Source organism: Pseudomonas farris (genome assembly GCF_019145235.1).
Classification (GTDB): domain Bacteria; phylum Pseudomonadota; class Gammaproteobacteria; order Pseudomonadales; family Pseudomonadaceae; genus Aquipseudomonas; species Aquipseudomonas farris.
On record NZ_JAHSTV010000001.1, the window covers coordinates 327,041 to 341,443 of the forward strand.

Sequence of the window (14,403 nt, forward strand, 5' to 3'; positions counted from 1 at the left end):
GCGCGTATAATACTGATTTTTAAGGACTATTCAACACCTAATTTGAAATAAATCAAAAATAAGGTGTTGGGTCAGTCACACCGGCCGCCGCGAAGCCTTCTGCACGCAGGCGGCAGCTGTCGCATTTACCGCAGGCGCGGCCATTATCGTCTGCCTGATAGCAGGAAACGGTCAGCCCGTAATCGACGCCAAGCTTCACGCCGGCCTGAACGATCTGGGCCTTGCTCAGGTTCTGCAGTGGCGCCTGGATACGGAAGCCCTGCCCTTCTACCCCGGCCTTGGTCGCCAGGTTGGCCATGCGCTCAAAGGCTTCGATGAACTCGGGACGGCAATCCGGATAACCGGAGTAATCCACCGCGTTGACACCGATAAAGATGTCACGTGCGCCCAGCACTTCGGCCCAACCCAGCGCCAGGGACAGAAACACGGTGTTTCGCGCTGGCACGTAAGTCACCGGGATACCTTCACCCGGTGTTTCCGGCACATCGATGCTAGTGTCGGTCAGGGCCGAACCGCCGATACCGTTCAGGTTCAGGCCGATCACCTTGTGCTCGACCACACCCAAGTCTTGGGCGACACGTGCGGCGGCGTGCAATTCGGCGTGTGACCGCTGACCATAATCGAAGCTCATGGTGTAGCAGCGGTAGCCTTCAGCACGGGCCATGGCCACGACTGTCGCGGAGTCGAGACCGCCGGACAGCAAGATGACCGCACGTTTTTCTGCAGTGTTCGTTTGTTCAGTCATTTCAGCGCCCCGGCTCGTCATTCCAAAGATATTTATGCAGCTGCAATTGCAGACGCACAGGCAGATTGTCCGCCACCACCCAGTCCGCCAGGTCACGCGCGTTCAGGTCATGGTGGCTCGGCGAGAACAGGACTTCGCCGGCACGCTGATCCAGACCGTATTGAATCAGCTTGGACACGGCCCAGTCGTAGTCTTCCCGCGAGCAGATGACAAACTTTACCTGATCGTTAGGCGTGAGCAGCTCGATGTTCTCGTAGCGGTTGCGGTGCGCTTCTTTCGAACCCGGGGTTTTCAGATCGACGACGCGACTGACTCGTGGATCGACCGCCGAGATATCCAGCGCGCCACTGGTTTCCAGGGACACTTCGTAGCCGGCGTCACATAACTGCTTGAGCAAGGGAATGGCATTCGGTTGCGCCAGGGGTTCGCCACCCGTGACACAAACATAACGCGGACGAAAACCGGCCACTTGCTCGAGGATGTCGTCGAGCGTGCGAATGGTGCCGCCAGTGAACGCGTAGGCGCTGTCGCAGTATTGGCAACGCAATGGGCAACCGGTCAGGCGCACAAAAACAGTGGGCAGCCCGGCAGTCCGCGTTTCACCCTGCAACGAGTAGAAAACTTCGGTGATTCTCAATGTGTCTTGCATAGTCGCCACGGGCGTAACAGCTAAACAGGCTGTCCGCCTCCGTCAGGCACTTCAAGGAACCTCGCCAACGCGCAGATCCCAAAAAGCGTGTTTCATAAAAAGGGCGTGAATTCTAACGAAAAAACCCGCGACAAGCGCGGGTTTCTTCGAAACGGGTCAAGCAGCCCTTACATTTTTTGCAGATCACGCTGGGCCAACTGAGCGGCGGAAGTACCCGGATATTGGGACACAACCTGCTGCAGAATGCCTTTAACCCTGTCGGTATGACCGAGGCGGCGCTCTACATCAGCGAGCTTGTACAGCGAATCAGGCACCTTGGGGTGCTTGGGGTACAGCTGCGAAACCTTGGCAAATGCCTGACCTGCACCCTGCAGATCGCCTTTGGCCAGGTTCACTTCACCCAACCAGTACTGGGCGTTGCCCGCGTATTGGCTGTTCGGGTATTTGCGCAGGAATGCGGCGAAAGCCTGGCTGGCCTTGTCGAAATCCTTGGCCTTGATCAGGTCGAAGGCTGCATCGTAATACAGTTTTTCCTTCGCCGGATCAGCCGGTTCGCTACCCGCGGCAGGCGCTTGTGTGGCAGCGGCTGCCGCTCCGGCACCTGCGCCGGCTGCTGCTGCACCGGGGGCATTCAAATTGCCACCGGTGGAAGAATTATCAGGAGTCGCGGCTGGTGCAACGCCGGTTCCTATGCGCCGATCAAGATCCTGATATCGCTCCAGGTTCTCTTGCTTCATGCGCGCTACATCATTTTGCAGAACTTCGATCACACCCTGTTGGCGTGAGATCTGCTCCTGCATCGATTGCAGTTGGTTGAACAGCTCGCCCTGTGCCGAGACAGGGGCCGAAACCCCTCCCCCGGCATAGGCGCCGTTCGTACCGTAACCCGCAGGCGGATAACTACTCCCGCTATTGTTATAGCCGGAGTTGTCCTCGACCACAGGAACCGCAGCCCACACCGCAAACGGTGCGAGGCTGAGAGCCAAAACAGTTACAGCACGACGGCACGTTCGCATGACGAATTACTTACGCAGTTCGACGCGACGGTTTTGAGCCCAGGACTGCTCGTCGTTGCCGGTAGCAACTGGACGCTCTTCGCCGTAGGAAACCAGTTCCAGCTGAGCTGGGGAAACACCTTGCAGTACCAGGTAGCGCTGAACGGCTTTCGCACGACGCTCGCCCAGTGCCATGTTGTACTCACGAGTACCACGTTCGTCGGTGTTGCCTTCCAGAACAACGCGAGCGCCGTTTGCTTTCAGGTCTTTGGCGTGAACGTCCAGAGCGCGCATGGCTTCTGGCTTCAGGTCCGAGCTGTCGTATTCGAAGTAGAAGGTGGTGATTGCGCGCAGAGCAGCTTCTTCGCTCAGGGAGCCGTCAACAGCACCAGTGTTTGCGCCGTAACCAGCGTTTGGATCAACAGCGCCTTCACCGGCATTGTCGCCGCCTTTGGACGAGCAACCTACAGCTACAGCCATGGCCAGAGCCAGCGCAGCAAATTTACCAAACTTCAGCATTTCCATCGTGAAACTCCTAATGAACCCCAGTGTGTTAAGTACAACGTGTAGCGCCGCGTCAGTTCAGGTAAGGGGACCAGGAAGGTTCTCTGACTTCGCCTTGTGCGGTAGGAAGCGGGAGCCTTACGCGTCCATTAATGGACACGAGCATCAAGACTCCCCGGCCCTGCTGGCGGGTGGCGTAGATTACCATGGTGCCGTTGGGCGCAACAGTAGGTGACTCGTCCAGAGTGCTATCAGTGAGGATCTTTACACTACCTCGCTGCAGATCCTGGGCCGCCACCTTGAAATTGGTGAAGCCTTCCTGACGATGGATCATCACCAGGGTCTTTTCATCGGCCGACAGTTTAGGGTTGGCGTTGTAGTTACCAATGAAGGTCACACGCTCCGCACCACCACCGCTTGCGCTGGTTTTGTAGATCTGTGGCTTGCCGCCACGGTCGGAGGTGAAGTAGATGGTCGAACCATCTTTACCCCAGAACGGTTCGGTGTTGATGCCTTGACCGTTGGTGACGCGACTGATCTGACGCGAACCCAGGTTCATTACATAAATGTCCGGGTTACCGTCTTTCGACAGCACGAATGCCAAACGCTGACCATCCGGCGACCATGCTGGCGCACCATTCAGGCCTTCGAAGTTGGTGATCTGCTCACGGCGACCGGTGTCGATGTTCTGCATGAAAATGCGCGGACGCTTCTGCTCGAACGACACGTAGGCAATACGCTTGCCATCCGGTGCAAAACGCGGCGACAGGATTGGCTCGCGCGATTGCAGCAGGGTCACGGCACGGGCGCCATCATAGTCCGAACGTTGCAGCGTGTAGCGAGTGTTCTTCTCGGAGAACCGCTCGGCCGTCACGTACAGCAGACGAGTCGAGAACGCACCTTTGATACCGGTGAGTTTCTCGAACGACTGGTCGGAGATGTAGTGCGCCATGTCGCGCAGTTGATCGACGCTGCCCGACACGCTGCCGGTCAGCACTTGCTGCTCGGTGGCGACGTTGAACAGTGCGTATTGAACCTGCAGGCGACCGCCCGCTGGAACGATACTGCCGACCATAATGTACTGGGCGCCAACAGCCTTCCAGTCACGGAAAATGATTTCGCTCGCCTGGCTTGGCTGGCTGATCATGTTCTGCTTTGGAATCGGCGCGTAGTAACCCGAGTTACGCAGGTCGTTACCGATGATCTCGGCCATGTCATCCGGCAGCACGGTGCCACCCTGGAAACCGAATGGCACTACGGCAATTGGAGTTGCCTGGGAGCTACCACTGCTGACCAGGATATTTTTTTCATCTGCCGTGGCCAGTCCCGCAAAGCAGAACATGACTACAAGCAGTCCTCGAAGAAGGTTTCTCACAAGGCTAGATCCTCAGGTGTGAATGTCATCTTGAATGAACGATAGGGTGCGAAATCAGCTGGCTTCAGACCCTGCATTTCGGTCAATCGACCAATATTTTTTACCGCCGCTACCGCTGAACTGTCGAACGGCACATCACCACTGGAACGGGCAACCGATACGCCGGAGATCGTTCCGTCAGGCAGCATGTTGATTTGCAGGATCACTTTCATGCCCTTGCGGGCCGACGGTGGCTGCGCCCAACCTTCAGAAGCACGCGAGCGAATCAGGTCATCGAAGTTGCCGGCGACTTCGTCACCCTGCTCATCGGCCAAGGCCTGCTGACGCTGCGGCGTGTCGGAAAGCAAATCTGCCAGGGCCTGAGCCTTTTTCTCATCGACGGATTTACGTGCCGCTTCCTGCGATTTTTTCTTCGCGGCATCGGCAGCAGCTTTCTTCTTCGCGTCTTCGGCGACTTTCTTCTTCGCCTCTTCAGCTTCAGATTTCTTCTTGGCGTCTTCGGCGGCTTTCTTCTTCGCGTCTTCGACGATCTTTTTCTTCGCTTCTTCAGCGGCCGCTTTCTTGGCCTCTTCTTCAGCAGCTTTCTTGGCTTCTTCTTCAGATTTCTTCTTGGCTATATCAGCCAATTGTTTCTCTTCGGCCTTTTTGGCTTCGGCGGTCTTCTTGGCTTCATCGGCTTTCTTGGCTTCATCAGCCTTTTTTGCCTCTTCCGCTTTCTTCGTCTCGTCGGCCTTCTTGGATTCTTCGGCTTTTTGAGCCGCATCTTCCTTCTTTTGTTCCGCGGCCTTGATCGCTTCCTGCTCGATCTTTTTCTGTTCCATCTGTTCGACTTCGGTCTGGCGCGCGGCGGATTTCTTCGCCTCACCCGCAATCTTCTGATTGGTCTGGGTGGTCGCCTGACTTTTCGATTTCAGCTGGTACAAGGTCGCCTGGACAATGGGCTTGGCCGGCGGCAGCTCCGGCGTGAAGGCGAAACTGACAAACAGCATGCCGAAAACCAGCACGTGCAAGACAATCGCCCAGACACTAGGCCAGAAGTAGCTTTCCGAGGCGGACGGCTCTCGCATTTGCTGCATCAGGGTGCCTCGGTAATCAAGCCAACATTACCGACCCCGGCTTTCTGCAACCCGCCCATCGCGCCCATGACGGAGCCGTAATCGACAGTCTTGTCGCCGCGAATGAATACCTGGGTACGCTTGCCGCCTTCAGTACCGGCGCGAATGATCTTGGTCACCGCGTCAGTCATTTGCGGCAAGGTCATGGCCTTGTCCTGCTGCTTTTCGGTGTCGACTTCGCTGCCAAGGTTCCAGTAGTAGGTCTTGTCAGACTTGATCGAAATGGTCAGGACCTGAGTGTTGTTGTCCTGCGGCAAGGCTTCGCTGGAAACCTTGGGCAGATCAACTTTCACGCCCTGATTGAGCATCGGCGCGGTCACCATGAAGATGACCAGCAGTACCAGCATCACGTCGATGTAAGGCACCACGTTCATCTCGGCAACCGGCTTGCGCTTTTTGCGAGCTCGAGCGATTAAAGCCATTGGAAATTACCTGCTTATTCTTCGCTGGTGTGCACTTTGCGGTGCAGGATCGCCTGGAATTCGTCGGCGAAGGTGTAGTAACGGCCCAGCAGGGTTTCGCTGCGAGCAGCAAAACGGTTGTAAGCGATAACGGCCGGGATGGCGGCGAACAGACCGATCGCGGTAGCAATCAGTGCTTCGGCAATACCCGGGGCCACAGTGGCCAGGGTCGCTTGCTGGGCAGTTGCCAGACCACGGAAGGAGTTCATGATGCCCCAGACCGTACCGAACAGACCGATGTACGGGCTGACGGAACCGACGGTGGCGAGGAATGGCAGGCTCTGCTCGAGCTTTTCTTCCTCACGGGAGATGGCCACGCGCATGGCACGGGCCACGCCTTCCATGACTGCTTCCGGGTCAACGCCTGCCTGCTGACGCAGACGGGAGAACTCCTTGAAGCCGGCACGGAAGATCTGCTCGACGCCCGAATCCGGATCAGGGTTGCTACCGGCCTGACGGTAGAGTTTGGACAGGTCGATGCCAGACCAGAAGCGCTCTTCAAAGCTCTCCAGGGCACGTCGACCGGCGCGCAGCAAGTTGCTGCGCTGAAAAATCATGATCCATGAGGTCACCGATGCGGCTACCAGGATCAGCATTACCAGTTGCACCACGATACTGGCATTGCTGACCAGGCTCCACATGGAGGAATGGTCGACGACGTTAGCTTCCACGCTTTATCTCCTGCTTTGAGTGTGTACCCGCGCCGCTCACGTCGGCAAAGGCCGCACGTAGAGCTTCGGGAATGGCCCGGGGTTTTAAACTGTTGGTGCGCACACAGGCCACCAGAAACTGCCCTTCGCAGAGCAGCGCATTATCCGTAGCCCGCCTGACTTGCTGCTTGAAGCGCAGGCTGACCCGGTTCAATTCAATTACTTCAGCGCTTACCAGCAGTTCGTCGTCCAGTCGCGCCGGCGCGTGGTAACGCGCTTCGCTGGAATGCACGACAAACAACAGGTCCTCCCCTGCCAGCGCCGACTGGGCAAAGCCCAGCTCTCGGAGCCGCTCGGTTCGAGCCCGTTCCATAAACTTGAGGTAATTGACGTAATACACGATGCCGCCCGCATCGGTGTCCTCGTAATAAACGCGACAACGATGTGCGAAAGGCTCAAGCCCGTTTTGCGCGCGCATACTCTAGTGCTTACTCCTCAGGTTGCCAATCCGGCCAGGCAACTGTTTTTCATTGATTCGCGGCTTTCTGGCGAAAGTACGGTCCTGGGACAGCACAAACCCCGAATAAATCAGCGCGCAAAGGTGACTAATCGTCCACGGCATCGAGGAACTCGTCTACCACGGGCATCTCGCCTAATCGTGACGGGATGTTTAAACCGAAGTGCAGGTACGCATGCCGAGTGACCACCCGCCCCCGCGGAGTGCGCATGATATAGCCCTGCTGGATCAAATATGGCTCCAGCACGTCTTCAATGGTGTGGCGTTCTTCGCTGATTGCCGCCGCCAGACTGTCCACCCCCACCGGCCCACCGTCGAACTTCTCGATCATGGTCAGCAGCAGGCGTCGGTCCTGATGGTCGAAGCCTCGCTCGTCGACATCCAGCAGGTTCAGCGCCAGGTCGGCGATCGGCTTGGTGATGTGGCCCTTGGCGCGGACCTCGGCAAAATCCCGGACCCGACGCAGCAAGCGGTTGGCGATCCGCGGCGTGCCACGGGCACGGCGGGCGATTTCGAAGGCGCCTTCCGGGTCCAGCGGCAAACCGAGAATGTTCGCCGAACGGCTGACAATCGTTGCCAGGTCGGCGGTGTTGTAGAACTCCAGGCGCTGGACGATCCCGAAACGGTCGCGCAACGGGTTGGTCAGCATGCCGGCCCGGGTGGTTGCGCCGACCAGGGTGAACGGCGGCAGATCGAGTTTGATCGAGCGCGCGGCCGGCCCTTCGCCAATCATGATGTCGAGCTGGAAATCTTCCATGGCCGGGTACAGCACTTCTTCGACGATCGGCGACAACCGATGGATCTCGTCGATGAACAGCACGTCATGGGGTTCAAGGTTGGTCAGCAACGCCGCCAAATCACCCGGACGCTCAAGGACCGGCCCCGAAGTGCTTTTGATCGACACACCCATTTCCTGGGCAATGATGTTGGCCAGGGTGGTTTTACCCAAACCCGGAGGACCGAAAATCAGCGTGTGATCCAGTGACTCATTGCGCCCGCGCGCGGCCTGGATGAACAACTCCATTTGCTCGCGAACGGTCGGCTGGCCAATGTATTCGGCCAGGCTGACGGGACGAATCGCCCGGTCCTGGACTTCCTCGCGGTCACGGGGACCTCCCGTGGCGGCGATCAGACGATCAGCTTCAATCACTTAGATCATTCCCTTAAGGGCACGACGAATCATGTCTTCACTGCTCAAACCTTTCTCCTTGATCGCGGAAATCGCCTTGCTGGCCTCCTGCGGCTTGTAGCCCAGGGAAATCAGCGCACTGACCGCGTCATTTTCGGCGGTGGCGACCGGAGGCGCATCTGGCCCACCCGGCTGGTTTGGCACCAATGCGAACATCGCTGGCACGGTTTCCCAAGCCTTGAAGCGATCCTTGAGTTCCACCAACAAACGCTCAGCCGTCTTCTTGCCCACGCCCGGCACCTTGGTCAGCGCCGAAGTGTCCTGGGACTGCACGCAACGAACCAGTTCGTCGACCTCCAGGCTCGACATCAAGGCCAGCGCCAGTTTCGGCCCCACACCATTGAGACGGATCAACTCGCGGAAAAAGTCTCGCTCGCGCTTGCCAAAGAAGCCATAGAGTAACTGCGCGTCTTCGCGTACGACCAAATGGGTGTGCAAGGTCAGTGGTTCACCGACCGACGGCAAGCGATAAAGCGTGGTCATGGGCACTTCCAGCTCATACCCCAGACCATTTACATCCAGAATCAGGTGCGGCGGCTGTTTCTCAGCCAAAGTGCCGCGCAAGCGTCCAATCACGTTTCAGATCCTTGAGCCTTGGCCAGATCAGTGCTGGCGACTGACAGAACAAGGGTTTTGCGCCGACAACACAGGCGCAAAACCCTCATTCCATAAAAAATGATTGCTGATGCTATCAGAGACGCAGGCGCCCGCCACGACTGCGTGCTGTACCCAGACCATGAGGCAACAGGCTGGAACGGGTGTGAGCGTGGCAAATCGCGATGGCCAGGGCATCCGAAGCATCGATTTGCGGCTTGCTGGTCAATTTCAGCATGTGCATGACCATCATTTGCACTTGTTCCTTGTTCGCCCCGCCGGTGCCGGTCACCGCCTGTTTGACCTGGGTCGCGGTGTATTCGGCGATTTCCAGGCTTTCCTCGGCACCGGCCACGATGGCTGCACCGCGCGCCTGACCGAGCTTGAGGGCGGAGTCAGCATTACGGGCCATGAAGACTTTTTCAATGCCCATGGTCACCGGGCCATAGGTCTGAATGACTTCGCGTACACCCCGATAGACGATTTGCAGACGCTCATGCAGCTCGCCGGAGCCCGTGCGAATGCAGCCCGACGCCACGTACACGCAGCCACGCCCGGTATCACGTACCACGCCATAACCGGTGATACGCGAACCGGGGTCGATTCCAAGAATTAAAGTCATAACGCCTGCGGGTTAGGTAAGAGCACGATATTCAATACAGCGAATAACAAATGTGGGAGCTGGCTTGCCGGCGATGGCGTAGGCACATCAAACAATGATGTAGCCTGACACGCCGCCATCGCAGGCAAGCCAGCTCCCACACTGAATCTTAGTCGCCCTTATCCGAGCTGAGCGGCGACCGACTCTGGAATGTCGGCGTTGGAATACACGTTTTGCACGTCATCCAGGTCTTCAAGCATGTCGATCAGCTTCAGAACCTTCTCGGCGCCTTCCAGGTCCAGTTCGGCACTGGTGGTCGGCAGCATGACGATTTCCGCGTCATCGCCCTTGAAGCCGGCAGCCTCCAAAGCGTTGCGCACGGAATAGAAGCCGGCGAACGAGGTAAACACGTCGATCGAGCCGTCTTCGTGGGTCACCACGTCATCGGCGTCGGCCTCCATGGCCGCTTCCATCAATGCATCTTCATCAACGCCAGGCGCGAAGGAAATCTGCCCCTTGCGTTCGAACAGATAAGCCACCGAACCGTCGGTGCCGAGGTTGCCGCCGCACTTGCTGAACGCATGGCGAACAGCCGCTGCGGTGCGGTTGCGGTTGTCGGTCATGCATTCGACCATCACCGCCACACCGCCCGGGCCGTAACCTTCGTAGGTCAGTTCGACCATGTCGTCGGTATCGGCGGCACCGGCACCACGAGCAACCGCGCGATCGATGATGTCGCGGCTCATGTTCGCACCCAGCGCTTTATCCAGCGCCAGACGCAAACGCGGGTTGGAGCCGGGATCACCGCCACCCTGACGAGCAGCAACCGTCAGTTCACGAATCCACTTGGTGAAAATCTTGCCCTTCTTGGCATCCTGACGTTCTTTGCGGTGCTTGATGTTCGCCCACTTGGAATGACCCGCCATAACTCGCTCCGAATTCTCTTTGAAACATTGCCCGCCACGCCATGATGCGCCAGCCAGCAAATAAAAATCTCGACCATTGTATAAAGAAAGGGCGCATCCGAAGATGCGCCCTTCTGGTCAGCCTTACTCAGCTTTAGGCGTTTCGCGCAGACGAATGTGCAGTTCGCGCAGTGCCTTGGCATCCACCAGACCTGGTGCCTGAGTCATGACACAGGCAGCGCTCTGGGTTTTCGGGAAGGCGATCACTTCACGGATCGACTGGGCGCCGGTCATCAGCATCACCAGACGGTCCAGACCGAAGGCCAGACCACCGTGCGGCGGCGCACCGTATTTCAGGGCGTCGAGCAGGAAGCCGAACTTCTCTTCCTGTTCCGCTTCGCTGATACCCAGCAGACGGAACACCGACTGTTGCATTTCCTTGCGGTGGATACGGATCGAACCGCCACCCAGCTCGGTGCCGTTCAGGACCATGTCGTAGGCACGGGACAGCGCGGCTGCCGGGTTGGCTTCCAATTCTTCCGGCGTGCACTTCGGCGCGGTGAACGGGTGGTGCAACGCGGTGAAGCTGCCGTCGTCGTTTTCTTCGAACATCGGGAAGTCGACGACCCACATCGGTGCCCACTCGCAGGTCAGCAGGTTCAGATCGTGACCCACCTTGATCCGCAGCGCGCCCAGGGCTTCGCTGACGATCTTGGCTTTGTCGGCGCCAAAGAACACGATGTCGCCATCGACTGCACCGACGCGATCGAGGATCACGTTGAGGTTGGCTTCCGGAATGTTCTTCACGATCGGCGACTGCAGGCCTTCAACACCGGCAGCACGATCGTTGACCTTGATGTACGCCAGGCCCTTGGCACCGTAGATGCCGACGAACTTGGTGTAGTCGTCGATCTGCTTGCGCGGCATGCTTGCCGCGCCGGGAACGCGCAAGGCGGCAACACGGCATTTCGGGTCGTTGGCAGGGCCGCTGAACACCTTGAAGTCGACTTCTTTCAGTTGATCGGCAACGTCAACCAGTTCCAGCGGGTTACGCAGGTCCGGCTTGTCGGAACCGTAACGACGCATGGCCTCTTCGAAGGTCATGTGCGGGAAGTCGCCGAACTCCAGGTCCAGCACCTCCTTGAACAGGTTGCGGATCATTTGTTCGGTGATGCCCATGATCTCTTTTTCATCGAGGAAGCTGGTCTCGATGTCGATCTGGGTGAATTCCGGCTGACGGTCGGCGCGCAGATCTTCGTCGCGGAAGCACTTGGCGATCTGGTAGTAACGGTCGAAGCCGGCGACCATCAGCAGCTGCTTGAACAGCTGTGGCGATTGCGGCAAGGCGAAGAAGCTACCTGCGTGAGTACGGCTCGGCACCAGGTAGTCGCGAGCGCCTTCTGGCGTGGCGCGGGTCAGAATCGGCGTCTCGACATCGAGGAAGCCGTTTTCGTCCAGGAAGCGACGGATGCTGGTCGTCATGCGCGAACGCAGACGCAGCTTCTCGAGCATTTCCGGGCGACGCAGGTCAAGGAAGCGATAACGCAGGCGGGTTTCTTCGCCGACGTCGGAGAACTCGTTGAGCGGGAACGGCGGGGTTTCCGCTTCGTTCAATACTTCCAGCTCGTAGCCCAGCACTTCGATCATGCCCGACGCCATGTTGGCGTTGGTGGCACCGGCCGGACGCAGGCGAACCTTGCCGGTGATCTTGACCACGTATTCGCTGCGCACGCGATCGGCGGCGGCGAAGGATTCAGCGCGGTCCGGGTCGAACACCACCTGGGCCAGACCGTCACGATCACGGATATCGAGGAAAATCACCCCACCGTGGTCACGGCGACGGTGAACCCATCCGCAAAGGGTAATTTCCTGGCCTTCCAGGCTTTCGTTCAGTTGGCCGCAATAATGGCTGCGCATCATGGTAGTGGTTTCACTTCTCGTAATTCGAAATTCGGTTGGAGGTCTTGCCGCACCCCCACACTTAAATAAGGTGCCAGATGATGCAAGAGCTCACGCGTGTCATTCAGCCCGGGCGCTAGACCCTAGTCAGCTTTGTCGCCACCGGCCAGATTCTTCTTGGAACCGGTCTTGAAGTCGGTTTCGTACCAGCCGGTGCCGCTGAGGCGGAAGCCCGGCATGGACAGCATCTTTTTAAGCTCTGGCGCCTGGCAGGCAGGGCAGTCGACCAGCGGTGCTGCGCTGATCTTTTGAATGGCTTCCAACTGATGACCACAGGAAGCACATTGATAGTCGTACATCGGCATGGGGGTTGTCTCGGCGATCAGATTGCTACCGCGCATGCTGGGCTTTGCGGCAAAGGGCGGGATTATATCCATTAAATGCAGCCTGTGCAGCCGTAAGACTGCACAGACCGACACTCGACCCGATCAACCACCAACCGCTAAGCAATGACGAGGCAACTTCCCTCCTTCAGGCTGTGCACGACGCAGACCACGCGCACCAGCCCGGTGAAGTTCTTCACCCCGCCATGACGCAGATGCACTTCGCGATCCACGTGGGACAACAGCGCACTGACCGAGCAGCAATTGACCTTGGCCATATCACCCAAAATATCCCAATAGACCTGCTCCAGCCGCAAACAGGTCGCAAAGCCATTCAAACGCACTGACCGGGACAATGGCTGGGCCAGGCCCATATCGAATTCGCTGACTAATGAATCAATCCTTACCTCCTTGAGTGGACCGACCCTCCCCTCGTTTCGCCTGTCTTCATGAACCATACCGTTGACACTCCTTTGCCATCCTTGCTGCTTATAAGAGTCATATTCCGTTTCCTTATAAAAGCGCAGGCGCACCGGCATATCCAGATGACTTTATGACCATCAACGTAGGATAAGCCAACAACGGAGGGGAGATCATGGAGCACGTCCTAGGCCGGACGTTTTCCCACAGGTACTGACGCAACATCACTCAAGGAAAAGGCAATAGATCCGAGGAACACTGCGCGCGAACAACACTCAGCAAGCGTCATTCGCCCACCGGCCAGTGGAAAGCACCGCTGGACTGCCTGATTTGAGTAGCCGCGGGCTTTGCTGTTAAATAGGCAGTGTGTCGCTACCGCCTATTTTCCGGGGGTTGCGCATAGGCTGATACCGGGTACGTGTCCAACGCCTCTTATTGTTCTGAAGCGAACCGTGCTCCATCAGCTCTTCCTTGTGATCCGTCTTAACGTGAGTTAATCAAAATGTTGAAAATCGTCCACCTGCTAATGGGCGCAGCAGCCCTGCTGCTGTCCTTCATCCCTAGCCTGCGATCCGAAGCGGTACCTTACCTGCAACAACCTGATGCGCTGTACCTGGCCTTTTTCGGCCTGCTCAACCTCACCCTTGCACCTGTTATCCCTTACTGGAACAAAGGCCCGCGTCATCAACTGCAAAACCTGGTCAGTGCCCTGCTGGTTCTGGCTGTCGTGCTGCAAACCCTGACGCTGATCGCCCCGATGCCTGTCATCGCCGGTCAACCTGCCGTTCTGTTCAGTCTGGTCGTTGCCCTGATCGCCATTTTTCTGCACCTGGCCGTCAGCTTCTACAAATCTTCACCGGCCGCCGCTTCGCCAAGCTATGACATGAGCAACCGCGATACTGGCACCGTTAAATGGTTCAACACCTCCAAAGGCTTCGGCTTTATTTCCCGTGATTCCGGTGATGATATTTTTGTGCACTTCCGGGCAATTCGCGGTGAAGGCCACCGTGTTCTGGTCGAAGGCCAGCGCGTGGAGTTCTCTGTCATGAACCGTGACAAAGGCCTGCAAGCCGAAGATGTGATCGCCGCCCTGCCGCGTCGCTGACTCCAAGGCTAAAAAAAACCGCGAACAGCCCAGGCTGTTCGCGGTTTTTTTATGACCTGCTTTTCTCTAACGTAGCTCACTAATGCGGCTCAGTAATGCGGCGGTGGCGCCTCTTCTTCGAAGGACTCGAACTGACCGGCCATTTCCTCTTGCCGCTTGAGCAATGCGGCCATTTGCAGTTGCAGGCGTTCCACTGCGCGCTGCTGCGTCGCCAGCACATCACTCAATGCCTGGATGGTGTCATCCTGAAATGCCAACTGGCTTTCCAGATCGGTAACGCGTTCTTCCAGGCTCAT

The 14,403-nt window shown here is 57.7% G+C and carries 18 protein-coding genes; 1 reads left to right on the forward strand and 17 read right to left on the reverse strand.

What is annotated here, in order from left to right:
• Positions 1-52 precede the first annotated feature (52 nt).
• The 16 genes from queC to KVG95_RS01560 all read right to left on the reverse strand — a co-directional run bounded on the left by queC (position 53) and on the right by KVG95_RS01560 (position 13,040).
• Positions 53-745, reverse strand: coding sequence for a 7-cyano-7-deazaguanine synthase QueC (gene queC / locus KVG95_RS01485; protein ID WP_123719286.1), 693 nt, complete (start codon positions 743-745; stop codon positions 53-55).
• A gap of 1 nt (position 746) precedes the next feature.
• Positions 747-1,394 (reverse strand): 7-carboxy-7-deazaguanine synthase QueE, encoded by a 648-nt coding sequence (queE, locus tag KVG95_RS01490; protein WP_008072914.1) that lies wholly within the window; start codon positions 1,392-1,394, stop codon positions 747-749.
• 167 nt (positions 1,395-1,561) lie between these two features.
• Positions 1,562-2,410 carry a tol-pal system protein YbgF gene (ybgF, locus tag KVG95_RS01495; protein ID WP_217854263.1) on the reverse strand — a complete coding sequence of 283 codons (849 nt, stop codon included), beginning with the start codon at positions 2,408-2,410 and terminating at the stop codon, positions 1,562-1,564.
• A gap of 6 nt (positions 2,411-2,416) precedes the next feature.
• Complete coding sequence (pal, locus tag KVG95_RS01500) at positions 2,417-2,914, reverse strand: peptidoglycan-associated lipoprotein Pal (RefSeq protein WP_003178634.1); 498 nt, start codon at positions 2,912-2,914, stop codon at positions 2,417-2,419.
• A 52-nt stretch (positions 2,915-2,966) separates the two neighbouring features.
• Positions 2,967-4,235 carry a Tol-Pal system beta propeller repeat protein TolB gene (gene tolB / locus KVG95_RS01505; RefSeq protein WP_201060569.1) on the reverse strand — a complete coding sequence of 423 codons (1,269 nt, stop codon included), beginning with the start codon at positions 4,233-4,235 and terminating at the stop codon, positions 2,967-2,969.
• A gap of 29 nt (positions 4,236-4,264) precedes the next feature.
• Positions 4,265-5,344: a cell envelope integrity protein TolA gene (gene tolA / locus KVG95_RS01510; protein WP_217854264.1), complete on the reverse strand. Its 1,080-nt coding sequence runs from the start codon at positions 5,342-5,344 to the stop codon at positions 4,265-4,267.
• On the reverse strand, positions 5,344-5,796 hold the full coding sequence (tolR, locus tag KVG95_RS01515; protein WP_162556275.1) for a protein TolR: 453 nt from the start codon (positions 5,794-5,796) through the stop codon (positions 5,344-5,346). Before tolR ends, tolA begins: the two co-directional genes overlap by 1 nt.
• A 23-nt stretch (positions 5,797-5,819) precedes the next feature.
• A complete protein-coding gene (gene tolQ, locus KVG95_RS01520; protein ID WP_052964284.1) occupies positions 5,820-6,515 on the reverse strand; it encodes a protein TolQ in 696 nt (231 codons plus the stop codon).
• Positions 6,505-6,972, reverse strand: coding sequence for a tol-pal system-associated acyl-CoA thioesterase (ybgC, locus tag KVG95_RS01525; protein ID WP_007897031.1), 468 nt, complete (start codon positions 6,970-6,972; stop codon positions 6,505-6,507). Before ybgC ends, tolQ begins: the two co-directional genes overlap by 11 nt.
• Positions 6,973-7,099: 127 nt before the next feature.
• The gene (ruvB, locus tag KVG95_RS01530) at positions 7,100-8,161 is read right to left on the reverse strand and encodes a Holliday junction branch migration DNA helicase RuvB (RefSeq protein WP_008006678.1); all 1,062 of its coding nucleotides are present in this window, start codon (positions 8,159-8,161) and stop codon (positions 7,100-7,102) included.
• Positions 8,162-8,776, reverse strand: a complete 615-nt coding sequence (gene ruvA, locus KVG95_RS01535) for a Holliday junction branch migration protein RuvA (protein WP_038981959.1) — start codon at positions 8,774-8,776, stop codon at positions 8,162-8,164.
• A 115-nt stretch (positions 8,777-8,891) separates the two neighbouring features.
• Entirely contained in the window at positions 8,892-9,416 is a 525-nt protein-coding gene (ruvC, locus tag KVG95_RS01540) for a crossover junction endodeoxyribonuclease RuvC (RefSeq protein ID WP_007897036.1), read from the reverse strand.
• A gap of 158 nt (positions 9,417-9,574) precedes the next feature.
• Positions 9,575-10,321, reverse strand: a complete 747-nt coding sequence (locus tag KVG95_RS01545) for a YebC/PmpR family DNA-binding transcriptional regulator (RefSeq protein WP_008072427.1) — start codon at positions 10,319-10,321, stop codon at positions 9,575-9,577.
• Between the two features lie 123 nt (positions 10,322-10,444).
• Positions 10,445-12,220 carry an aspartate--tRNA ligase gene (aspS, locus tag KVG95_RS01550; protein WP_217854265.1) on the reverse strand — a complete coding sequence of 592 codons (1,776 nt, stop codon included), beginning with the start codon at positions 12,218-12,220 and terminating at the stop codon, positions 10,445-10,447.
• Between the two features lie 122 nt (positions 12,221-12,342).
• Complete coding sequence (locus KVG95_RS01555; protein WP_010457489.1) at positions 12,343-12,564, reverse strand: FmdB family zinc ribbon protein; 222 nt, start codon at positions 12,562-12,564, stop codon at positions 12,343-12,345.
• A gap of 137 nt (positions 12,565-12,701) precedes the next feature.
• Positions 12,702-13,040, reverse strand: a complete 339-nt coding sequence (locus KVG95_RS01560) for a ribbon-helix-helix domain-containing protein (RefSeq protein ID WP_217854470.1) — start codon at positions 13,038-13,040, stop codon at positions 12,702-12,704.
• A 464-nt stretch (positions 13,041-13,504) separates the two neighbouring features.
• Here KVG95_RS01560 and KVG95_RS30060 point away from each other — a divergent pair, with 464 nt between their 5' ends.
• Entirely contained in the window at positions 13,505-14,107 is a 603-nt protein-coding gene (locus tag KVG95_RS30060) for a cold-shock protein (RefSeq protein ID WP_038981954.1), read from the forward strand.
• A gap of 89 nt (positions 14,108-14,196) precedes the next feature.
• Here KVG95_RS30060 and KVG95_RS01570 read toward each other — a convergent pair whose 3' ends face one another.
• Positions 14,197-14,403: a SlyX family protein gene (locus KVG95_RS01570; protein ID WP_050683199.1), complete on the reverse strand. Its 207-nt coding sequence runs from the start codon at positions 14,401-14,403 to the stop codon at positions 14,197-14,199.